The organism is Clostridium sp. UBA4548 (assembly GCF_002387895.1).
Taxonomy (GTDB): domain Bacteria; phylum Bacillota; class Clostridia; order Clostridiales; family Clostridiaceae; genus Clostridium_J.
In genome coordinates, this window is sequence record NZ_DGLI01000021.1 from 360,063 (window position 1) to 384,715 (window position 24,653).

The 24,653-nt window shown below is 30.1% G+C and carries 14 protein-coding genes; 13 read left to right on the forward strand and 1 reads right to left on the reverse strand.

Going from position 1 to position 24,653, the window contains the following annotated elements; genetic code table 11:
• Window positions 1-56 precede the first annotated feature (56 nt).
• The 3 genes from pheT to B3040_RS08050 all read left to right on the forward strand — a co-directional run bounded on the left by pheT (window position 57) and on the right by B3040_RS08050 (window position 4,480).
• Window positions 57-2,441, forward strand: coding sequence for a phenylalanine--tRNA ligase subunit beta (pheT, locus tag B3040_RS08040; protein ID WP_291571983.1), 2,385 nt, complete (start codon window positions 57-59; stop codon window positions 2,439-2,441).
• 308 nt (window positions 2,442-2,749) lie between these two features.
• Window positions 2,750-3,376 (forward strand): cell division protein ZapA, encoded by a 627-nt coding sequence (gene zapA / locus B3040_RS08045; protein WP_291571985.1) that lies wholly within the window; start codon window positions 2,750-2,752, stop codon window positions 3,374-3,376.
• Between the two features lie 117 nt (window positions 3,377-3,493).
• The gene (locus B3040_RS08050) at window positions 3,494-4,480 is read left to right on the forward strand and encodes a glycosyltransferase family 4 protein (RefSeq protein ID WP_291571988.1); all 987 of its coding nucleotides are present in this window, start codon (window positions 3,494-3,496) and stop codon (window positions 4,478-4,480) included.
• Window positions 4,481-4,713: 233 nt separating this feature from the next.
• On the opposite strand, the gene B3040_RS08055 is transcribed toward B3040_RS08050, so the two are convergent.
• Complete coding sequence (locus tag B3040_RS08055; RefSeq protein WP_291571989.1) at window positions 4,714-4,908, reverse strand: DUF4177 domain-containing protein; 195 nt, start codon at window positions 4,906-4,908, stop codon at window positions 4,714-4,716.
• A gap of 332 nt (window positions 4,909-5,240) precedes the next feature.
• On the opposite strand from B3040_RS08055, the gene B3040_RS08060 reads away from it, so the two are divergent.
• From B3040_RS08060 to B3040_RS08105, 10 genes are all read left to right on the forward strand, one after another.
• A complete protein-coding gene (locus B3040_RS08060) occupies window positions 5,241-7,616 on the forward strand; it encodes a U32 family peptidase (protein ID WP_291571991.1) in 2,376 nt (791 codons plus the stop codon).
• A 17-nt stretch (window positions 7,617-7,633) separates the two neighbouring features.
• Window positions 7,634-10,000, forward strand: coding sequence for an endonuclease MutS2 (locus B3040_RS08065; protein WP_291571992.1), 2,367 nt, complete (start codon window positions 7,634-7,636; stop codon window positions 9,998-10,000).
• Between the two features lie 21 nt (window positions 10,001-10,021).
• The gene (locus tag B3040_RS08070) at window positions 10,022-10,495 is read left to right on the forward strand and encodes a DUF523 domain-containing protein (RefSeq protein ID WP_291571994.1); all 474 of its coding nucleotides are present in this window, start codon (window positions 10,022-10,024) and stop codon (window positions 10,493-10,495) included.
• A gap of 283 nt (window positions 10,496-10,778) precedes the next feature.
• Complete coding sequence (locus B3040_RS08075) at window positions 10,779-11,798, forward strand: alpha-hydroxy-acid oxidizing protein (RefSeq protein WP_291571996.1); 1,020 nt, start codon at window positions 10,779-10,781, stop codon at window positions 11,796-11,798.
• A 303-nt stretch (window positions 11,799-12,101) separates the two neighbouring features.
• On the forward strand, window positions 12,102-12,869 hold the full coding sequence (gene aroD, locus B3040_RS08080) for a type I 3-dehydroquinate dehydratase (RefSeq protein ID WP_291571998.1): 768 nt from the start codon (window positions 12,102-12,104) through the stop codon (window positions 12,867-12,869).
• A 665-nt stretch (window positions 12,870-13,534) separates the two neighbouring features.
• On the forward strand, window positions 13,535-14,233 hold the full coding sequence (locus B3040_RS08085) for a 4'-phosphopantetheinyl transferase family protein (protein ID WP_291572000.1): 699 nt from the start codon (window positions 13,535-13,537) through the stop codon (window positions 14,231-14,233).
• 19 nt (window positions 14,234-14,252) lie between these two features.
• Complete coding sequence (locus B3040_RS08090) at window positions 14,253-14,945, forward strand: thioesterase II family protein (RefSeq protein WP_291572002.1); 693 nt, start codon at window positions 14,253-14,255, stop codon at window positions 14,943-14,945.
• A 24-nt stretch (window positions 14,946-14,969) separates the two neighbouring features.
• Window positions 14,970-19,451 (forward strand): amino acid adenylation domain-containing protein, encoded by a 4,482-nt coding sequence (locus tag B3040_RS08095; RefSeq protein ID WP_291572004.1) that lies wholly within the window; start codon window positions 14,970-14,972, stop codon window positions 19,449-19,451.
• 28 nt (window positions 19,452-19,479) lie between these two features.
• On the forward strand, window positions 19,480-22,593 hold the full coding sequence (locus B3040_RS08100) for a cyclic peptide export ABC transporter (protein ID WP_291572005.1): 3,114 nt from the start codon (window positions 19,480-19,482) through the stop codon (window positions 22,591-22,593).
• Window positions 22,594-22,614: 21 nt separating this feature from the next.
• On the forward strand, window positions 22,615-24,653 hold a 2,039-nt coding region (locus B3040_RS08105), incomplete at its 3' end, for a condensation domain-containing protein (protein WP_291572007.1).

Sequence of the window (24,653 nt, forward strand, 5' to 3'; positions counted from 1 at the left end):
TATTTTTTAAAGATGCCCTAATTAAAAAAATTACTTAAATTAAAGGAGGAAGAAACATGAAGGTTCCAGTTAAATGGCTTAAAGATTATGTTGATATAAAAGTTTCACCAAAGGAATTAGCGGATGCCCTAACTTTATCAGGGTCAAAGGTTGAGGAGTTAATTACTTCAGGAGATGAAATCTCCAATGTAGTTACGGGAAAAATAACAAAAATTGAAAAGCATCCAGATGCAGATGCTTTAGTAGTATGTCAAGTAGATATTAATAAAGAAGAACCTATTCAAATTGTTACTGCTGCGAAAAATATGAAGGAACAAGATATAATTCCCGTGGCATTACATGGCTCAACCTTACACGGTGGATTAAAAATCAAAAAAGGAAAACTAAGAGGAGTAGTGTCTAATGGTATGTTCTGTTCTGAAGAAGAACTAGGCATAGCAGGAGATGAGCCAGTTCACGGCTTAATGATATTGCCACAAGATACTCCAATAGGAAAGGATATTAAAGAAGTTTTAAATCTTCAAAGTGCAGTAATTGATTTTGAAATAACTTCGAATAGACCAGACTGCTTAAGTGTAGTAGGTATGGCAAGGGAAACAGCAGCAACTCTAGGAACAACTTATAACATGCCAAACACAACCTTTACAGCTGCTTGCAAAGAAGATGTAACTGCTAGCTATAAAGTTGAGATTAAAGATGAATTATGCAGAAGATATATGCTTAAAGGCGTTAAGAATATTAAAATAGCTCCATCACCACAATGGCTGCAAGAAAGACTTCTTGAAGCGGATATAAGACCAATAAACAACATAGTGGATATAACTAACTTTGTTATGATAGAGCTTGGTCAGCCAATGCATGCTTTTGACGTAAGAGAAATAACTACTAACACTATTGTAGTTGAAAGAGCTGAAGAGGGAGAAAAATTCACTACCTTAGATGAAGTTGAAAGAACTTTAGATAACAATGTATTAAATATAAAAGATGGAGAGAAAACCATAGGCCTTGCAGGTATAATGGGAGGTCTTAACTCTGAGGTTAAGGAAGATACCACTATGGTAGTACTTGAGTTTGCTAATTTTGATGGAACTAATATTAGAAATTCTTCTAAAAAATTAGGTTTAAGAACTGAAGCTTCCTCTAAATTTGAAAAGGATTTAGATCCAAACCTAGTAGAAGTAGCTATGAAAAGAACTTGTGCTTTAATACAGGAACTAGGAGCAGGAGAAGTGATGGAAGGGGTTATAGATATTTATCCCAACCCTAAAAAATCACATTTCTTAGAAGTTGACTCAGTTTGGGTAAATAAATTTTTAGGAAGCAATATATCTAAGGAAGATATGAAAAAATACTTAGATAGTTTAGATTTAAACACAACTATATCTGGCGATATGCTTATTGTAGAATGCCCAACTTTTAGAAGTGATTTAAATATAAAAGAGGATATTGCTGAGGAAATAGCAAGAATTTATGGATATAATAACTTTAAATCAACTCTAGCAAGCTGTGACACTACAAAGGGTGGAAAATCTTTAAAGCAAAGCCTTGAAGATAAGGTAGTAAACACTCTTGTAAATAGTGGGTTAAATCAATCCATCAGCTATTCTTTTGTAAGTACTAAAATATTTGATAAATTACTATTCCCAGAGGATAGCAGGTTAAGAAATGCAGTGGAAATTAGAAATCCACTAGGAGAAGATTTTAAAATCATGAGAACTACAACCCTAGCATCCATGATGGAATCTCTAGGAAGAAATTATGCAAAGAGTAATGAAGAAGCCATGCTTTTTGAAATTGGTAAGGTTTATATAAAAAATGAAGATGAAAACAAATTACCAGAGGAGAGAAATATAGTAACTTTAGGCATGTATGGTAATTTAGATTATTTAGAGCTTAAAGGAGTTGTGGAAAATATACTACATTCCTTAGGAATAAATAATCCATCCTTTAAAAGAGAAAGTAGTAACCCAAGTTTCCATCCTGGAAAAACTGCAGCTCTTTATGTAGGTAAGGATTATATTGGAGCTTTAGGAGAAATGCACCCAGATGTGGCTAATAACTATGGTATGGATGTAAGATGTTTCATTGCAGAGCTAAACTTAGACTTATTAATGAAGAATTCAAAGATGGACAGAAAGTATAAGGCTCTTCCTAAATTCCCAGCAGTTACTAGAGATATAGCGCTTCTTGTAGAGGATGAAGTACTAGTGCAAGATATAGAAGACACTATTAAAAAGCAAGGTGGGGGAATTCTTGAAAGCGTTAAGCTCTTTGACGTTTACAAGGGTAAACAAATCCCAGAAGGTAAAAAGAGTATCGCTTACTCAATAGTGTATAGAAATAGTGAAAAAACTTTAACAGATAATGAAGTTGCCAAGGTTCATGATAAGATATTAAGAAGTCTTGAGCATAAGCTTGGAGCTGAACTTAGACAAATGTAATTAGTATTTTATATGGAAAGTTATAAATTCTTATGTAAATTGATTTAAGTTAATTTAAAGTGTTACATTAAAACCCTAGAAAATTATAAAATGCAACATAAAAAAGGCATTTTAGATATTCTAGGGTTTTGTTATTATATTTTAAATATAATGATTAAAATTAGGGCATATATGAAGGAAATCTTTAATATTCATTAAAAATTATATAAAACTTAAGTAGTTTTTGTAGATTTTACTATAATTATAGTTCAATAAAAATACTTTCTATGTTAGAATATAGTTAACTATATATTTAAGAGGGTGTTTTTGTGAACATTATTACTGTTAGGATAAATGGAATGGAGTATAATCTTAAAGCAGAAGAAAATGATGCTTATTTACATATGGTAGCTCGTTATGTGGATAAAAAAATATCCACTCTAATGGAAAATAATCCAAAAATAAGTCGCCCAGATGCAACAATTCTTGCTGCATTGAATCTTGGGGATGAGTCTTTTAAGAGTAGAGAAGCCTATGAAAGACTTAATGAGAATTATAAAACTTTACTTAATGAACAAAAGAGTTTAATATCAGAAATAGAGAGATTAAAAGCTGCTTTAGAGGGAATTTCTATGCAGAAGGTGGATCTTGAGTCAAAATTAAGTAATTCAGAAAACTTACAGCAGGATTCTCTTAAGGAAGAATTAAAAAGCATGAGCGAACAAATGGATATAATGAAAGCCATAGTTAAAGAAGTTCAAGAAGAAAATCAAAAGCTGAAAGAAGAAAACGAGAGAAATGCAACCTATAATAAAATGTTGTTTTCAGAAAAAAGAAGACTCGGTGATGAAGTTTGTGATAAGAACAGAAAGATAAAAGACCTTCTCAAGGAAGTTGAAGTTAAAAATATCGAAATTTTACATGAAAAGCATAAAAAAATTCCCTTCTTAAAATAGATGCATGGAAAAATGCCTTAAATGGTGTTTTTCTGTGCATTTTGTTTTGTAATTGTGATAATTAAAAACCAACTGGCATAGTTATATCTTAAAGGTAGATTACTAGGGGGATATGGAATGAAGGTATTACTATGTGCAAGAGGGGATTATCTGAAAAATACTGCAGGAGACACAACTATTCTGCTTAAGATATATGATTACTTAAAGGATTTAGGAATAAGGGTAGATATAGCCTGCAGTGATGATGATTATGATTATAGCAGTTATGATATTGTCCATTTGTTTGATATAAAAAGTATTTTTGATTCTTATAAACATTTTAAAGGGGCTAGTAGCTATAAAAATAAGCTTGTAGTATCTCCTTTTTATTTCAACATGAGTAAATTTTACACCCATATTGAAGATATTGACAGATTGAGACTGTGGAATAATTGCAAAACATACAGAGAAGAACTGCTAAACAGGAGCAAGCTAATAATATGCAATAGCCATTATGAAAAGGATGCTTTGCTAAAGGATTTTGATCTAGGCGATAAGTTTAGGGTTATTCATAATGGAGTTGATTTAGAATATGAAGATATACCATTATATAATTTTAAAGAAAGATATAGCCTAGATAAGTATGTGGTTTCTGTTGGAAGAATATGTGCTGCTAAAAATCAGCTCACCCTAAGTAAGTTATGTCATGAACTAGGGATAACCCTAGTTTTAATTGGGCCTGTTGCTGAAAAAGTTTATTTAAGAAAATGTTTACAATATGATAATGTAAAGTATTTAGGCTTTATGGATAGTTACAATGTGTATAATGCTTATAAGTTTGCAAAGGTTCATGTGCTTCCAAGTTTTGCAGAGGTAACCAGTCTTTCTTCCTTAGAAGCAGCAGCCAGTGGCACTAATATTGTAGTGACAGAAGAAGGAGCATCAAGGGAGTATTTTAAGGATATGGGTATATATTGCAATCCTTATGATGAAAGCAGTATTAAAGATGCAATTGTTAAAGGGTATGGAAAAAGAAAGAGCAGTAAATTAAAGGATTATATAGAGGGTAATTTCACCTGGAAAAAGGCTATAGAGGAAATATATAAAAGCTATTTGGAGTTATAAGTTTTCAAGAGAATGAGATGTTTGAAATAGAATGTAGCTGTGTTAGAACAAATAACTTAGTATATACAAATATTTTTAATATACAATGCAGACTATCTAGAGATTTAATTTTAAAATAAATTTTATTATAAATTAGATAAGGGACTTCTCCAAGTGCAGTTTATGCATTATGAGACAGTCCCTTTTTATTCTAGTTATTTTATTAAAAGCAAAGGAATTTATTATGAGTAAGCTTATTTAGTTCTTTCCATAACAATAGTAGCTTCATTTCCATCTACTGAGGAAAATAAAGCTCCGCCACTTCCCTTAACATTTGGCATGATATTAAATAATCTCCAGCCTTCCTTAGCATAATCATTTAAAGTAATTTCAAGTTCTTCTGGGGTATTTAAATCAAATCTCCATCTGAAAACCTTATATTCATACATTGATAAACATCTCCTTTAGAATAACTTATATAAAACTTTTCAACAGTGTAATACAATTATATACAAATTAATGCTAAACTAACAATATATAGAAATAAAAAACAAATTATATTATGTACCAGAGCAAACAGATGATTAAAAATATAAAACAGAGTATAACCTTAAACAGGTACATTAAATAGAAAAGTTGGTTAAAACTAAAGAAGAAAACCAAATTAAACTATAAGAGACTGCCTTATTTGGTAGTTTTACTATAATTTGTACAAGTACATTACCTTGTTTTATATTCACAGTATTGTATAATTATAGGTATGGCAATAGGAGAGATGAATATGAATAAAATAGAGTTATTAGCACCAGGCGGAAGCTTGGAGAGCATGTATGCAGCAGTGCAATCAGGTTGTGATGCTATTTACATGGGAGGAACAAAATTTTCAGCAAGAGCTTATGCAAGTAATTTTAGTGATGAAGACTTAATTAGAGCAGTGGATTACTGCCATCTTTATGGAATAAAAGTATATATTGCACTAAATACCTTAGTAAAAGAAAATGAAATGAAGGAAGCCTTTGAGTATGCTAAATATTTATATACCATTGGTGTGGATGCATTAATAATTCAGGATATGGGACTATTCACCTTAGTGAAAGCTTCTATGATGGATTTTGAAATACATGCTTCAACCCAAATGACCATTCACAATGGAGAAGGTGCCTTGTTTTTAAGAGATTTAGGGTTTCAAAGAATAGTACTTTCAAGAGAATTAAGTCTAAAGGAAATCAAATATATTTCTACAGATTTAGGTGTGGAAACAGAGGTCTTTGTTCATGGAGCTTTATGTATAAGTTATTCAGGACAATGCCTTATGAGTAGCGTCATTGGTGGAAGAAGTGGAAATAGAGGAAGATGTGCTCAGCCTTGTAGATTACCTTATACAGTTATTAATAAGGGAAATGAGGAAACAAGAGAAGGGTACTTACTAAGTCCAAAGGATATGTGCACCATTGATGAAATTAAAGATTTAGTAGAAAGCAATACTTCTTCACTAAAAATTGAAGGAAGAATGAAAAAGCCAGAATATGTGGCTGGAGTAGTATCAAGTTATAGAGAAGCCCTTGAAAGTGTTTATAAGGAAAAGGGCTACGATAGCAGTAGTCATAAAGAAGTTCTTACTCAATTATTCAATAGAGAAGGTTTTTCTAAAGCTTATCTTCGTGGAAATGTGGGCAAGGATATGATGGCTTATAACTTTCCTAAAAATACAGGAGTATACCTTGGAAAAGCAAATAAAGATTTGTCTGTAACCTTATCTAAGGACATTTCTCTTGGAGATGGAATTAGAATTAACCAAGGAGGCTTTAATATAACCTCCATAGTAAAGGGTAAAGAAAAAGTGGAGTTTGCTAAAAAAGGAGACATAGTAAAGCTCAAGCCAGAAAAATATAAGCCAAATGATGAGCTTTATGTAACCTCAGATACAAAGCTTATGAAGGAGCTTTCTACTGCTTACGAAAATATATACGAAAAGAAGCTTCCACTAGATATAGAAGTAGAATTTAAGGTGAATGAGCCCTTTAAACTAAAGGCTGAATATGAAGGAGAAACCTTTGAATCAACTGGTGATATTGTTCAGGTAGCTCAAAAAAGGCCTTTGGATAAGGAAAGTATAATTAAAAACTTAAGTAAGCTAGGGGATACACCTTTTAATCTAAGTAAAGTTGACTTTAAGGAATTACAGGAAGGATTTTTACCCGTAGCAGGGATTAATTTAGTCCGTAGAGAATTAATAGATAAAATTATCAGCTTCATAACCTTAAGATATAAGAGAAGTGAAGAAAATATATTAAGGGTAGAGGAAAACTATAGAGGAAAATCTCACAAAGAAATTCCAGATTTATTAATCTGCGTTTCTTCATCAGAGCAATATAATACAGTAATTAACTTTATTGAAGAAGAAAATTTAAATAGTAAATATAATAATATAGCTTTAGCCTTAGATTTATTTTCTATGGGCAATGATATAAAAATCAATGAGTTAAATTATAATAACATTTATATTAAGGTACCAAATATAATAAAAGAAGAATTTGAGGGAATTGCAAGGGTAGTGGAAGAAAACTTAAGTAATATTAAGGGGATTGTCACTGCAAATCTTGGAATTATTAATAGATTTAAAGATAGGACTTCAATAATTGGAGACTATAAATTAAATATATTTAATCATAACAGCTATGACTTTTACAGTGGCTATGTGGATATTTCAGCCCTAAGTGTAGAGCTAAATGGAAGAGAACTTAGGGAATTATCAGAAAAAACGAAAAAGCCAATGCAAATTATTCTTTATGGAAAATATGAACTAATGATAAGTGAGTACTGCGTTATCGGCAGCACCTTTGGAGAAAAAAGTAGTAATAAGAGCTGCAGAGCTAATTGCGCAAGGGATAGTTTTACTTTAAGGGATAGAATGGGTGAAGAATTCATTTTAAAAACTGATAAGTATTGCAGAAGTCATATTTATAATCATGTGCCTGTAAACTTAGTGCCTCATATGAAGGAGCTTAAAAAGAACGGATTTAATTTCTTTAGAGTGGACTTTATAGATGAGGATGAAAATAAAATAAAAGAAGTACTAAAGATGATTATGGACGAGAAGTATGAAGGTGACTATAAGGAATACACAAGAGGACATTATAAAAGAGGAGTAGAATAAAGAGAGCAGGTGAAAGAATGAACGAGAAGACCTTAAAGGTATTAGAATACGGAAAAATTAAAGAAAGTATAAAAAAGTACGCCAAAACCTCTGCGGGAAAAGATATCGTTGATAATTTAATGCCTTATAAAAATCTTTATGAAATGAAAGAGCACCTAGAAGAAACTAAGGAGGCTCTAGAAATTTCAAGCTTAAAAGGAGCGCCACCCTTTGATGGAATTCATGATGTAAGAGAAGGAATTTCAAGGGCAGCTAAGGGTTCAGCCTTAATGCCAGGAGAACTTTTAAGGATTGGATCCATGCTAAGATGTGCAAGATTATTTAAGGATTACATTGCTCATAAGGAAGAGGAGCAAGGCTATAGAGTTCTTGAGGATATTATAATAGGACTTGTACCACTTAAAAAGCTTGAGGATGAAATTTTTAATGCCATTGTAAGTGAAGAGGAAATTTCAGATAGAGCAAGTGCTGCGCTATATAGTATTAGAAGAACTTTAAGAGATAAAAGCTCTTCAGTTAAAGATAAAGTAGGATCACTAGTTAGAGCTAACTCAAAATATTTACAGGAAAACTTATATACCGTTAGAGGAGATAGATATGTTATTCCTGTTAGAGCAGAATATAAGGATCAAGTACCGGGATTAGTACATGACCAAAGTGGTTCTGGAGCAACCTTATTTATTGAGCCAATGAGCTTAGTTCAACTTAATAATGAAATTAGAGAATTAATGCTTAAGGAAAAGGCAGAAATAGAAAGAATCCTAAGGGAACTTTCATCAAAGGTTACTGCCAATGTAGATATTGTTGAAAACAATGGAAATATAATTTGGGAACTAGACTTTATCTTTGCAAAAGCAAAGTATGCTGGTGAACTTAACTGTATATGCCCTGAGGTTAATGATAAGGGAATCATTGATTTAGTTGAAGCAAGGCATCCATTGATAGATCAAAAGGTAGTGGTACCAAGTAACATTTATTTAGGAAGAGAATTTACCTCTCTAGTGATTACTGGACCAAATACTGGAGGAAAAACTGTAACTTTAAAAACTGTGGGACTTATTCACTTAATGGCTATGAGTGGAATTTTAATTCCTGCAAGAGCTGGTTCTGTGGTAAGCTTCTTTGATAAAGTATTTGCAGACATTGGAGATGAGCAAAGTATAGAGCAAAGCCTATCTACCTTCTCTTCTCATATGACTAATATTGTAGGAATTATTGAAGGTGCAGATGAAAATACCCTAGCTCTATTCGATGAATTGGGTTCAGGAACAGATCCAACAGAGGGAGCAGCCCTTGCGGTGTCTATCCTTGAAAACCTAAGAGGAAGAAATACAAAAATTGTAGCAACCACACACTATAGTGAGTTAAAAGGTTATGCACTAAAAACTGTGGGAGTTGAAAATGCTTCTGTGGAATTTAACGTGGAAACCTTAAGACCAACTTATAATCTTTTAATCGGAGTGCCAGGTAAATCTAATGCCTTTGAAATTTCAAGAAGACTAGGTCTACCAGAATATATTATAAGCTCTGCAAGAGAAAATATATCAAGTGAAAGTCTTAAATTTGAAGATTTAATTCAAAGTCTTCAGCAAAAGAGTATTAAAGCAGAAAATGATGCTCGTGCTGCAGAAATATTAAAGAAGGATGCAGAGAAGCTTAAGGAAAGATTTGAAGAGAAATTATATAAGTTTGAGAAAAATAGAGAAAATGCCCTTTATGAGGCTCAAAGGGAAGCAAAACAGCTTATTAAAACTGCTAAAGATGAGGCAGATAATATTCTTAAAAATATTAGAGATCTTGAAAAACTAGGATATTCTTCAGAAGCTAGAAATATGTTAGAAACTGAAAGAAAAAAAATAAAGGATAGGCTTGAAAACATGGAAGATTCCATGAAAAAGTCAGAAGAGTATACAGGAGAACAACTAAAAACAGTTCGAGAGGGAGATGACGTTTATCTTCCTTCCTTAAATCAAAATGTAATAGTACTTTCAAAACCTGACAATAAAGGTGAGGTGCAAGTTCAAGCTGGTATAATGAAAATTTCTGTAAAACTTTCTGATTTAAGAAAGTCAAAGGTAAACCAAGAAGATAAGAAAAAAGCTAAAATGCAAAAAAGAGAAGCTAGGCTAAATCTTAAAAATGTAGCAACTTCTGTGGACTTAAGAGGTATGGATGCAGAAGAAGCAATTTACACTGTAGATAAGTATTTAGATGAAGTTTATCTTGGTGGACTAAATGAAGTTACTATTATTCATGGTAAGGGAACAGGAGTACTAAAAAGTGCCATTACTGACCTGTTAAGAAGACACCCTCATGTAAAAGGTTCTAGACTTGGAAACTATGGCGAAGGTGGAACGGGAGTTACAGTAGTGCAAATAAAATAGAGGGATTTTTGAGGTGATAAAGTGATCTTAGTAAGTGGATGTCTTTGCGGTATTAACTGCAAATATGATGGAGGTAACAACTTAAATGAAAAAGTATTTAAGTTGTTACAAGAAGGTAAGGCTATCCCTGTATGTCCAGAACAGCTTGGAGGGCAAGAAACCCCAAGAGTTGCCCATGAAATCATTGAAGGGGATGGAGCTTTAGTATTAGATGGAAAAGCTAGAGTTAAAGGTACCGATGAAGATGATGATGTAACAGGAGAGTTTATAAAAGGAGCTATAGAAACCCTTAAAATTGCAAAGGCTGTAGAGGCAAAAGTTGCTATTTTAAAAGCAAGAAGTCCTTCTTGTGGAAAAGGAATTATTTATGATGGAACCTTTAGTGGCAGTAAAAAGCCTGGCAATGGAGTAGCTGCAGAACTACTCCTAAGAAATGGAATCAAAGTTTATACAGAAGAAGAGCTAGAAAAATTCTTTAAAGAAAATAGTTTTTAATTTATAGATAAGTTGCAATATTATTTCTAAATTATTATTTATACATTATAAGATAATTTTAAGCAATTTATAATAAAGAGAATGGAAAGCAGAATAGATATCTTAAAATGAGGCTGTAATTTAAGTTTAAAACTTGTTTAGGCATCTTCAAAAAATAAATAGATCAGTATGAACGGCTATTTTTAGTTGTATTTATTTTTAGATGCCTTAAGTTACTATAAGTGTTATATAAAATAATTATAAAAAATATATTAAATTATAACTTATGATGGAGGGATTTTTCATGAATATTAAAGAAGTAAGAAAAGCTGCTAGAGAAAACCTTAACAATAGCTGCAAAGTTTGTCCAGTTTGTAATGGAGTTGCTTGTGCTGGACAGGTGCCTGGAATGGGCGGTAAAGGCTCTGGAGATGCCTTTAAGGTAAACATTGATGCTTTAAATAAATACAAGCTAAACATGAGAGTAATTCATGATGCCAAAAATCCTGATACCTCAATTGAATTATTTGGTAAAAAACTAGATATTCCAGTGTTTGCAGCACCTGTTTCAGGAACTACTTTAAACATGGGTGGAAAATTTACTGAAGAAGAGTATATATCCTGGGTAATTGATGGCTGCTTAAATGCAGGCATATATCCAATGGTAGGGGATACAGCAGTAGATTCCTTCCTGATTACTAATCTTGAAGCTTTAAAGAAAGCTGATGGGCAAGGCATTGTATTTATTAAACCTTGGGAAAATGAAAATGTAATTAAAAAGATAAAAATGGCTGAGGAAGCTGGAGCCTTTGCAGTGGGAATGGACATAGATGCCTGTGGGCTTATAACTCTAGCTCTTCACGGAAAGCCAGTAATGCCTAAAACTGTGGAAGACATAAAAGAATTAGTAAAGAGTACTAAACTTCCATTTATCCTTAAAGGAATCATGACTGTAGATGAAGCTTTACTAGCAGTGGAAGCAGGAGTAGATGCTATAGTAGTATCAAACCATGGAGGGAGAGTACTAGATCAAACTCCAGGAGTAGCTGATGTTTTAGAGGATATTGCTAAAGCTGTAAAAGGAAAAGTAACTATCCTAGCAGATGGAGGAGTAAGAACTGGAGTAGACGTACTTAAGTTTATAGCTTTAGGTGCTGATGCAGTGCTTATTGGAAGACCTTTTGTTACAGCTTCCTTTGGAGGACAAAGCGAAGGGGTTAAAACCTATGTAGAAGAATTAAAGGGAGAATTAAAATCAGCTATGGTTTTAACAGGCTGCAAGGATGTTAAAAATATAGATGGTAGAGTTATATTTAGAAAATAAATAGAATATCAATTAAAAGAGAGTAGACTTCTTAAAAGAAGATCTACTCTTAATTTTTTATTTATATTAATAAGGGGTTATTCTTTAATTAATATTTCGCTTAAAAGAAAAACATTATGTGTATATGGTATTGTTATACTTAAACTATAACAAATAAAAAACAAGCATTTGCATATAGCATGTTACACAATTTGATAAAGAAGTGCAAAAGGAAGAAGTGTTTTGAAAATAATATTAGAAACTTAAAGAAATACAGATTATTTATGATAAAATATACTCAAATATATAAAAGGAAGGATTCATATGAAGAGTGTAGTTAAGGTTAGAAATGTTGCAATTGGAGAAGGTATTCCAAAAATTTGTGCACCCTTAGTAGGAAAGAGTCTTGAAGAACTTATGGAAGAGGCAAGTTACTTAAAGGAATTACCTTTGGATTTAGTAGAGTGGCGAGTTGATTTTTATGAGGACTTTTTAGATATAGATAAAGTTAAAACTGTACTGCAAGAAATTAGGAAGATATTGAAGCATATACCTATTATCTTTACCTTTCGCAGTTTTAAAGAAGGTGGACAGAAGGAAGTCGCTAGAGAATACTATGTGCAGTTAAATAAAGAAATAATAAGAACAAAATTAATTGATATAGTTGATATTGAGCTATTTAATGATAAGCAGCATATTGAAGATATAATTTCAACTGCTGAAGAAAATGGAGTTGCTGTTATTCTGTCTGCTCATGACTTTGAAAAAACTCCTTCTAAAGATAAAATTCTAGATAATTTTCAAAGAGCTGTTAGTTTAGGGGCGCACATTTTTAAGCTTGCAGTGATGCCAAATTCCACTGAAGATGTAATTAATCTATTAGAGGCTACTCGAATTATGAAAGAGGGTTATAGTAATATACCAGTTATTACAATGGCTATGGGAAAGAGGGGACTAATTAGCAGAATTTCTGGTGAAGTTTTTGGTTCTGCTATAACCTTTGGGTCAGGAAAGGAAGTGTCTGCTCCAGGGCAAATTCCAGTAGAGGAGTTAAGAAAGATTATTGATGCAATTCATAAATACAGTTTTTAATTAGTATAATATAGGCTTCCGTGATGAAATTTATTAAATTTATCTCCAAAGTGCCTTAAAGGAACAAAGGTAGGCCAATTTATAAGTTAAGTAGTTGACTTTGGTTTCTTATAAAATATAAAGCTATGATAACCTAAATTATTAAAGTGTATTCTTTTAAGAACATACTTTAATTTTTGAGTATCATAGCTTTTTTTCTATGCTTTGATGAATTCTTTCAAAAGGATAGTTCGAGATTTTAAAGTATCTATAAAAACAATCTAAAGAGCAATTATAACTAATTTGTGAGTAGAATATGTAAGAAAAAGTAGAGTATTTAGATAAAAGGTAGTACAAATACAAAATTTCTATACACTGTCACAAGATTTGTAAAGTAATAGTGGATTCAATAAATAAAATAAGAAACTGTGGAAATTTAGAAATAGATATTTTGATGAAAAATACAATTTAATTAAATATTTGTATCAAAAATATAGAATAACAATAACTAGTGTAGTAAAATATAAAAAAATACAAATAAATTGCGATAATAAATACAAAATTGATACAAAAACTAATGTACAAATTAGCAAAAATGGTGTACAATGTTATTTAATGGATATACATCAATTACTATGGAATATTTTGATGTATATCAAGATAAAAAGTTTATAATGAGGAACTTTATGGAGATTTATGTTGCAAAAATTTTAGATATTAATGAAGAAAACTTAAATGAGTTATGTTTACTAATTGATTCAGAAAAAAAATGTAAGGTTGAGAAATTCATTAATAAAAAAGATAAAATTAGAACGCTGATTGGGGAAATATTAATTAGGACAATAATTATTGAAAACTTAAAGATTGATAATAGACATATAAGATTCAATAAAAATCAATATGGTAAGCCATATTTGAAGGAATATCCTAACTTTAATTTTAACCTATCCCATTCTGGTGATTACGTATTATGCGCTATTGATGATAAGCCTATAGGAGTAGATATTGAAGAGATAAAACATATGGCGTTTAAAGAGATAGCTAAAAACTTTTTTACAACAAAGGAATTTCAGTATATTGTCATGGAAGACTCCAAATTTCAATTAGATAGGTTTTATGAAATATGGACCTTAAAAGAGAGCTATATTAAATGTTGTGGACAAGGATTAACAATGCCTTTAAAATCATTTTCTATTGAAATAGATCAATATGAAAATATTAAAATCATTAGTAGCAATGAAAATAGGGGACATACTTTTAAGTTATTTGATATAGAGTTAGGTTATAAAGTAGCTGTATGTTCATTAAATAAAGAAATTTCTAATAACATAATAAGATTAGATCAAAATTTTTTAATTAGTAAATATATGAGATTTAATCATTAATAGGCAGGAGTATATTTCAATGATATTATTTTGTTTACCCTATGCGGGAGGGTCAGAAACTATATATTATAAATGGAAAAACTATTTACAGCCTTTAATTGAAGTAATTCCAATAGAATTAAAGGGTAGAGGCAAAAGATTTAGTGAGGTTTTCTATGAAAATTTAGAAGAAGCAGTTGAGGATATATTCGAAAATATAAAAGATAAAATAGTAAACAATGATTATGCTATTTACGGACATAGTATGGGGAGTCTTTTAGCTTATGAATTATATTATAAAATATGCAATGAAAATGCTAAGATGCCTAAACATATGTTTTTTTCAGGATATAAAGCACCAAGTATTATAAGAGAAAGAGAAAATACGTACACTTTACCTGATTACGATTTTATGAAAAAGGTAGTGGAACTTGGTGGGACGCCAGATGAGCTAATGAACAACCAGGAGTTACTTCAGATATTTCTTCCTATTATTCGGAGTGATTTCAAAATTTTAGAAACTTATAATTATAAGGAAAGAAGAGAAAAGATTCATTGTGATGTTTCAATTTTAAATGGAAGGCAAGACTCTATTAATTTAAACGATATATTAGCTTGGGAAAATCATGTGTGTGGAGATTTGAAAGTACATAATTTTGAAGGAAATCACTTTTTTATAAACACTAATGTTGAGAATATAACAAAAATTATAAGCAATACATTAGTTAAATAGAAGACATATTAAAGGGGAATGAAGATGAGAATTAATGAGAGGGTTTATTATAAATTAACACATCCACAAAAAAGAATATGGTACATAGATAAGATAAACACAAACTCACAACTACATAATCTTGGTGGATGCCTAAATATATATGAAGAGATAGATGTTGAAGTAATGAAAAAAACTCTTAATCTTATAATAAAAAACAATGAGGGATTAAGACTTAGGATTTCACAGAAAGAAAATGAACCAGTTCAATATGTTGAAGACTTTGAAAATGAAAGTATAGACTTTTTAGACTTTAGTAACTATGAAAATCCTGAAAAAGAGCATGATACATGGTCAAATCAGGTGTTCAAAAAGCATTTTAATTTAGAGGATAGTAAGCTATATTATTTTGCAATATATAAGATAAGTGAAAAGGAGTACGGTATTCTACTAAATATTCATCATATTATATCTGATGGATGGTCCATTACCCTTATACAAAAACAAATTTGTGATATATATACAAAGTTAATAAATAAAGAAGAGACTAATATAGTCAATTATTCATATCTAGATTCTATAAAGGATGAGGAAGAGTATTTGAATTCGGAAAGATTCATAAAAAACAAGAACTTTTGGAAAAGTAAGTTTTCAGAGGTACCTGAAGAATTTTTATACAAAACATCTAATAGTTTAGAAGGCAAGAGGCAGTGCTTTAATATTGATGAAGAGTTATCAGATAAAATAAAGAAATTCACAGATGATAAAAAATGCTCACTAAATACCTTCTTTATAGCAATATTATTTGTTTATATAAATAAGGTTACATATAAAAATGATTTAGTAATAGGTACACCAGTATTCAATAGAACTAATAAAGAACAAAAGAATATGATAGGTATGTTTACAAGTACAGTACCTGTTAGGTTTAAGTTAGATACTGGGCTGAAAAGTGAAGATTTAATAAAATTAGTTAACAAGGAATTAAAACTTTGTTTTTTAAATCAGAAGTACCCCTATGATCTTTTAATTAAGGATTTAGAATTAGGAAGTAAAGGCTATGATAGTCTATTTAAGATGTGTGTAAATTATTACAATTCTAAATATGATAATCACATTAATGATATAGATGTAGAAGTTAAAGAGTATTATTGTGCAAATCAAAGTTATTCACTACAACTAACAGTTAAAGAGTGGGAAGAGAGTAATATAACATTAAACTTTGATTATAAAACACTAGAATACTCAGACAATGAAATAAAAACAATGTATGAAGCAATGATTAATGTAATTAATCAGATAGTAGAAAATGAAAATATTATAGTTAATGATTTGAAACTTATAAGCAAAGAAGAGTGGAATTATAAGGTATATGATATAAACTCAACGGCTAGTGATTATCCACAAAAAACTGTATGTGAACTATTTGAAGAGCAGGCAATTAAAACGCCAAATAAGATTGCATTAGAGTTTAAAGAAAAGGTATTAACATATAAAGAGCTTAATGAAAAGTCAAATCAATTAGCAAATTACTTAAGAGAAAAAGGAATAGATAATAAGTCAATTGTAGCAATTATGGAAACTCATTCAATAGAACTTATGGTAAGTATTTTGGCAAGTATGAAAGCTGGAGCAGCATACCTTCCAATTGATCCAAGTTACCCAGTAGAAAGAATAAATTATATGCTTGAAGATTCAAGAAGCAATATGCTATTAACTAATTTTAATATAACAGATGAAATTAAATTCAAAGGAAGCATAATTAATATAAACAATGAAGATTTAAAAGGTTACAGCAAAACGCATTTGCCAAAAACCAACAGCTTAAGCGATTTAGTTTATATTATATATACATCTGGGTCAACAGGAAAACCAAAGGGAGTAATGATAGAACAACAAGGGCTTACAAACTATATATGGTGGGCTAATAAGATGTATTTAAAAGATGAAGAAGAAGCAATGGCCTTATACTCTTCAATATCCTTTGATTTAACAGTAACCTCAATCTTTACACCATTAATTTCAGGCAATAAGATTGTTATTTATGACAATGATGAAACAGAATTTGTTCTATATAAAATATTAAGAGAAAATAAAGCAACGGTTATAAAGCTTACCCCTGCACATTTAACGTTATTAAAGGATATGGATAATACAAAATCTAGTGTTAAGAGATTTATTGTGGGTGGAGAAGATTTAAAGGTAAATTTAGCAAAAGAAGTTTGTAATAGTTTTGGAAAAAATATAGAGATATTTAATGAGTACGGTCCTACAGAAACTGTGGTTGGATGCATGATATACAAATATGATGAGGAAAAAGATAGTGGAGTATCTGTACCAATTGGTTATCCTGCAGACAATGTGCAAATTTATATTTTAGATAATGAATTAAACCCAGTTTCAACAGGTTTTGTTGGGGAATTATACGTTTCAGGTGATGGAGTTGCTAGAGGTTATTTAAACAGAGAAGAATTAACTAATGAGAGATTTATTAAAAATCATTTTGTTAAAGGGAAACGGATGTACAAAACGGGTGATACAGCAAGATACTTAGAAAATGGTGCTATTGAGTATGTAGGAAGAAGTGATAACCAAGTAAAAATAAGAGGTCACAGAATTGAACTTGGAGAGATAGAGCGATATCTAATAGAAAATGAATGCGTTAAAGATGCTATTGTGGTGTTTAAAGAAGATTCATTAGGAAATAAGATATTAAATGCTTATGTAGTAAGTGAAAATAAGGTTACAGATTCAGAATTGAAACAGTGGCTTTTAAAGTTCTTACCTAAATATATGATTCCAACTAACTTTGTATTTATGGATAAACTTCCATTAACTTTAAATGGAAAGGTGGATTATGCATTGCTACCAGAACCAGAAGTAGATGAGAGAGAGTTTATAAAATATGAAACCACAGCTGAAAAAGAGTTGGTAAAAGCAATGGAAGAAATATTAGCTGTTGAAAATATAAGCATAAATGATAACTACTATCAGCTTGGTGGTGATTCCATAAAAGCTATTCAAATTTCATCAAAACTTAAGAATCTTGGATTGAACATTAAAGTGAAGGATATATTAGCTTATGATTCTATAGCGGAGATAGCAGCGACAATAGAAGAAAGCGAAGTTGTTAGCTTAATAAGCCAAGATAAAAGTGAAGGAACTGTTGAGAGAACACCTATAATAGAATGGTTTTTTAGTAAGAAGTTTTCTAATGATAGTTTTTATAATCAACATGTACTACTAGAGTATAAAAGGAAGTTAGATATAAGTAAAGTAATAATTACTATAAATAAATTGATTGAACATCATGATGCTTTAAGAATTAATTATGATAGGAAAAATAATAACTTATATTATAATAACAACAAGTTTGAGGAAATGCATGCTTTCAAACATTATAATTTATCGGAATATTCTTACGATGAACAATATAAAAACATAAAAAAAATAATAAAAGAAACTAATTCTGGCATTAATATAGAAAATAGTAGTTTATTCAAGGTAGCAATGATTGATTGTGAGAATAGTAGACAAGCTTTGTTATTTACAGCTCACCATTTAATAGTAGATGGTGTTTCCTGGAGAGTAATATTGGATGATTTTATGACTATCTTAAAACAATTAAATGAAGATAGTGATATAAAGTTACCTCCAAAAACTCATTCATATAAAGAGTGGTCAGATGGGTTACAAACATATAGTAAGAACAATTTTAGTGAAGAAGTTGAGTATTGGAAATCAATACTAGATAGAAAAATCAGCTATAACATAGATTACGATAATGAAGAAGATATTGGTGAAACTTCTAACATTTTAAGTGAAGAAATAGATGAAGAAACATTAAATAACTTAATAGAAAAATCCAATGAAATATATAATATAGACCTTAACGAAGTTTTAATTATTGGATTAGTTCTTACATTAAATAAGTTAAACAAGAAAGATGAGATAATACTTGAACTTGAAAGACATGGCAGAGAGGCAATAAATAATTATATTGATGTATCTAGAACTGTTGGATGGTTTACAAGTATGTATCCTGCATATTTTAGCATAGAGTATGGAGATATGGAGGATAACATTAAATCTTTAAAAGAACAGCTTAAAAATATACCTAATAAGGGATTTAATTATAGTATTCTAAAATTTTTAAAGAAAGTATTTAAAGAAGAAGAAACTAAGTATGTAAGATTTAATTACCTTGGAGATTTTGACAATATAATAGATAAAGAAAAACTGGATATATCAGATATTAAGTTTGGACTAAGTAGTGATGACAATAACTCATTGACAGCCCTTATGGACATTGCTGCAATAATAGTAAATAAAAAGTTAAAAATAACTGTTGAATACAGTAAAAAGAGATTTAAGGATGAAACTATAGAAAATTTCATTGAAAGCTATATAGAAACATTAAATTTAATACTAGATAAATGTTCAAACAAGGATTTTAAAGAATTTACACCATCAGATTTTGATGCTGTAGATATATCACAAGAGGATTTAGATGCTCTTTTTGATTAAAAATATTTATATAAGGAGCAATATTATTATGAAAAAGAAAAATAAACTATTACTTATACTTAGTATTATGCTAAGTCTAGTATTAGGTCAATTTAATGTATATGCTTTTAGCAATGATAATAAAGGTATAAATCATTTAGATAAGGATGAAACAGTAAATATAGAAAAGTTTATAAAAGAAAATATGGAAAAGGGGAGTATTCCAGGACTGTCCATTACCATAGTTAAAGATGACAAGACTATTTATCAAAAGGGATTTGGATATTCTAATATCAGTGAGAAAAAGTTAGTTACTGATCAATCCTTATTTGAAATAGGATCTAACAGCAAAGCCTTTACTGGCTTGGGTATTTTAAGTTTAGAAAAAAGCGGACAAATTAAGCTTCAGGAGGAAGTAACTAAATATATACCTTGGCTAAAGGTTAGGTATAAAGATAAGGAAGTGCCAATAACAATTGAGCAATTACTACATCAAACAAGTGGCATACCTTTTAAAACTATAGATAAGATTTCAGTTTCAAATGAGGATAGTGCACTTGAAGAAACAGTTAAAACTTTAGTAGACATAGAATTAGACAGTGAGCCAGGTAAAAAATTTCAATATGCAACCATAAACTACGATGTTTTAGGACTAGTTATTGAAAAAGTAACAGGAAAGACCTATGAAAACTATATTGAAGAAGCTGTTTTAAAGCCAATGGGTCTAAATAACACCTATTTGTTTAAAAATGAAACTATAAATGAAAACATGGCTAGTGGATATAAAATTGGATTTTTAAAACCACAGCCATATGAAGCACCAGTGTATAGGGGAAATAAGCCAGCTGGATATATCATATCTAATGGTGAGGATATGGCAAAGTGGCTTAAAATTCAGCTTGACACTTTAAGTGATTCAAAATTTGATAATAAGATAATTGATAAGTCACATGAGGCTAATCGTAGAGTTGCTCCACTTGCAGATGGGTCCTCCTATGCTAGTGGATGGTTCCTTTATCAAAAAGAGGGCGGGGAAATTTCTCATGGAGGAAATAACCCAAACTATTCCTCCTTTATAGTGTTTAAACCAGAAGATAAGATTGGAGTTGCAGTGCTTTGTAACATGAATTCAGGCTATACTGAGAAAATAGGACAAGGTATTAGTGAAATAATGCAAGGACAAACTTATAGCAAAGATGTAAAAGATCTAAATAAAAGTGCAGACAAAATTTCTCTTTTAATTATTGTAACTTCTAGTTTGATAATGATTGCTACACTATTTTTCTTAGTTAAAGGATTAAAAGAAATATTTAAAAAAGAAAGAGTTTTTGTTAAAAAAGGAATAAAAGGTGTTTTAAAGCTCAGTATTTCTCTAGCTTTTATGGTAGGACTTAGCTACTGCATATACTTAATTCCATATATATTATACCAAGGCGTATCATGGAACTTTGTTTTTGTATGGTTACCTAAAAGTGTGAAGGGTGCTCTCTATTTAATGTATATAAGTATTTGGATTATATATAGTTATACAATATTCACAGGATTCTACAAAAAACACGGTGATAAATCTTTATTAATATTATCAATATTAAGTATTGCCAGTGGATTTGGAAATTCCCTTATAATTTTCACCATAAACCTAGCTATAAATAGTGACAATAACATGAAAATTAAATTGTTAGTATATTTTATTCTTGGAATAATACTCTATGTTTATGGTCAAAAAATTGTAAGAGGTAAATTGATAGAGATAACAAATGAAATTGTTTATTCAAAGCGTATGGAAGTGGTTAATAGTATATTAAAGGCTTCATATAAAAAATTTGAAGACCTTGAAAAAGGAAGGATTGAATCTACATTAAATAATGATACAGAAACAATGAGTAGATTTGCAAATGTAGTAATTAATGGAGCCACAAGTATTGTAACATTGATTTGTTGCTTTATGTATCTTGGTTTTATAAATATATATGCCTTATTACTTTCAGTAATAATAATATTATTAATTACAAGTATATATTATTTAGTTGGTAGATATGCAAATAAAATTGGAGAAGAATCAAGAGATTTACAAAATGTATTTTTCAAATTTATAAATGATCTTATAGGTGGGTTCAAAGAATTAAGCTTGAATTTTAAAAAGAAAAATGAATTTCAACAAGGTATGGAAGCAAGTTGTGATAAATACAGGGTAAAAAGAGGGCAGTCAGCATCAGCTTTTGCAAATATGTTTGTAATTGGAGAACTATTATTTACACTTGCAATAGGAGCTATAGCTATATTATTTCCTTTGTTTCTAAAGAATTTAGAAATTGAAAATATAACTAGTTATGTTTTTATACTACTTTATATGATAGGTCCAGTTCATGGAATATTAGATACTATACCAAATCTTATTGAAGTTAGAATAAGTGTAAAAAGAGTTAACAGTTTACTAGAGGAATTAGCTATCTCAGAAGGTGAGTTTTCTAGTGAAAGGGCTGTTTCGGAAGATGAAATTGCCAGTGGGGTAGAAGTTAGTGATGAGAAATCTGTTAACTTAAAATTAAATGAAATAGAGTATGTCTATGACAAAAATGATGAAAATAGCTTTAAGGTAGGACCTATTAGCTATGAATTTAATTCGGGAGAAATAATTTTCATTACAGGTGGAAATGGTAGTGGAAAGTCTACATTAGCTAAGTTAATAACAGGACTTTATAAGCCTTCCAAGGGAAGTATAACTTTAAAGGATACTAACGTTTCAGAAAAGATGTTGGGTGAAAACTATTCTACTGTCTTCGGTGATTTTTACTTATTTGATAAGCTTTATGGAATAGATTATAAGGATAAAGAATCTGAAATAAAAAAATATTTAGAGCTGCTTCAACTAGATAAAAAGGTTGAAATAAAAGATGGAAAGTTTAGCACAACTAAATTATCAACAGGTCAGAAGAAAAGATTAGCTTTATTAGTTACTTATTTAGAAGACAAACCAATTTGTTTGTTTGACGAGTGGGCAGCAGATCAAGATCCTGAATTTAGGTTGTTTTTCTATGATACTTTACTACAAGAACTTAAAGCTAAGGGAAAGTGTGTCATAGCTGTAACTCATGATGATAGGTATTTTAATCTCGCAGATAAAGTTATAAAAATGGAATTTGGTAAGATAAGCGATTTATAAAGGCTGTAGTGAGGGGATAATATGGGGCAAAGTAGTAAATTAGATAAAAATAACATAGAAAATTTCATGTCATTAACGGGTTTACAACATGGAATGTTATTTCATTATATTAGTGATGAAGAAAGTAATATGTATCATGAGCAATTGAGTTTAACTCTCAAAGGAGACTTGAAACTAGAGTTACTACAAAGAGCGTGGCAGTTTGTAATAGATAGTAATGAAATGCTAAGAACAATTTTCAGGTGGAAAGGAATTGAAAAGCCTATACAAGTGGTTCTTAAGCAACATAAAGTTCTAATAAATTATTTGGATTTTTCAACTAAAGTAGATAAGGAAGAATTAATAAAAGAAGTTAAACTAAAGGATTTAAATAATAAGATAGATATAACAAGAGAAACTTTAAGAATTTACTTATGTAGGTTAGGTGAAAGTACTCATGAGATGATTATAAGCAATCACCATATTTTATATGATGGTTGGAGTAATGGAATAATCCTGAAGGAAGTCATGGAAGCATATGATTGTTTATATGGAGGAAAAGAACCTAAAAGAATTAATAAAACAAAGTTTAGTCAGTTTATTAAATATTTAAACTCTATAAATAAAGAAGAAGAAGAAAAATATTGGTCAAATTATCTAGAAGAGTTAGCTGATAAAGATGATTACTTTATTTGTAAGGAAGTAGGAGTTCACAAAGAAATATCATATAAGATAGCTGATATTAAGGCAAATAAGATTAAAGAATTTTCAAAGGCAAATAAGGTTTTATTATCAGCAATATTGTATGGAGCTTGGGGAGTATTACTTCAGAAGTTTAATAACTCAAAGGAAGTTGTATTTGGCACAACTGTTTCAGGAAGACCTGAGAATATAAGCTCTATAGATAAAATGATAGGATTATTTATAAATACTATACCATTAAGGATAAAATCAGATAAGAAAATTAAATTAATAGAATTAATTAATTTAATAGATAAAAATCTTAATGAAAGAAAAGGTTCTGAGAATACATCTTTAACTGACATAAAAGAGTATTGTGGACTAAAAGTTAATGAAGAGCTTTTTAATTCAATAGTTACCATAGAGAATTACCCGTTAGATTTTAGTGCGAACAAAGAAAATATTTTGTCAATAGAAGCGTTTTCAATTGTAGAGCAAACAAACTATAACATGGCGGTAGAGATATTAACTTTTAATGGAATTGAGTTTAAGTTTAACTTTAATAGCCTATCAATAGATGAAAGCATAGTTAAGAAATTTGGTGTTTACTTAGAAAGGATTATAGAAAAATTATTAGATAATCCAGAAATTGAAATTGAAAATATAGATTTACTATCAGAAGCAGACAAAAATCAAATTCTATATGAGTTTAATGATACAAAGGCTTATTATCCAATAGATAAAACAATTCATGAGTTATTTGAAGAACAAGTAGATAAAACACCTGATAACATAGCAGTAGTATTTGAAGATAAAAAGCTAACCTATAAAGAGTTAAATGAGAGAGCAAATAGTCTTGCTAGAGTATTAAGAAATAAAGGTGTTAAGGCAGATTCTATAGTAGGAATAATGGTGGAAAGATCCCTAGAGATGATAGTAGGAATAATAGGAATCTTAAAATCCGGAGGAGCCTACTTACCAATAGATCCAAACTATCCTAAAGAAAGAATAGAATATATGCTAAAGGATAGTGGAAGTAAAGTTCTATTAAGTAAAAGTGGTTTAGTAGAAACTATAAAGTTTAGTGGCGAAGTTATTGATTTATGTGATGAAAATTTGCTTAATGAAAATTCAGTCAATTTAGAAAAGATAAATGATTCTAGTAATTTAGCGTATATTATTTATACTTCAGGAACAACAGGAAATCCAAAGGGAGCCATGATTGAACATAGGTCATTAGTTAACAGGTTAAATTGGATGCAAAAGAAATATCCAATAACTGAAAAAGATACAATCTTACAAAAAACAACTTATACTTTTGACGTTTCTGTGTGGGAGATTTTATGGTGGTCATTAGTAGGAGCAAAAGTATGTATGCTTACTCCTAATGCTGAAAAAGA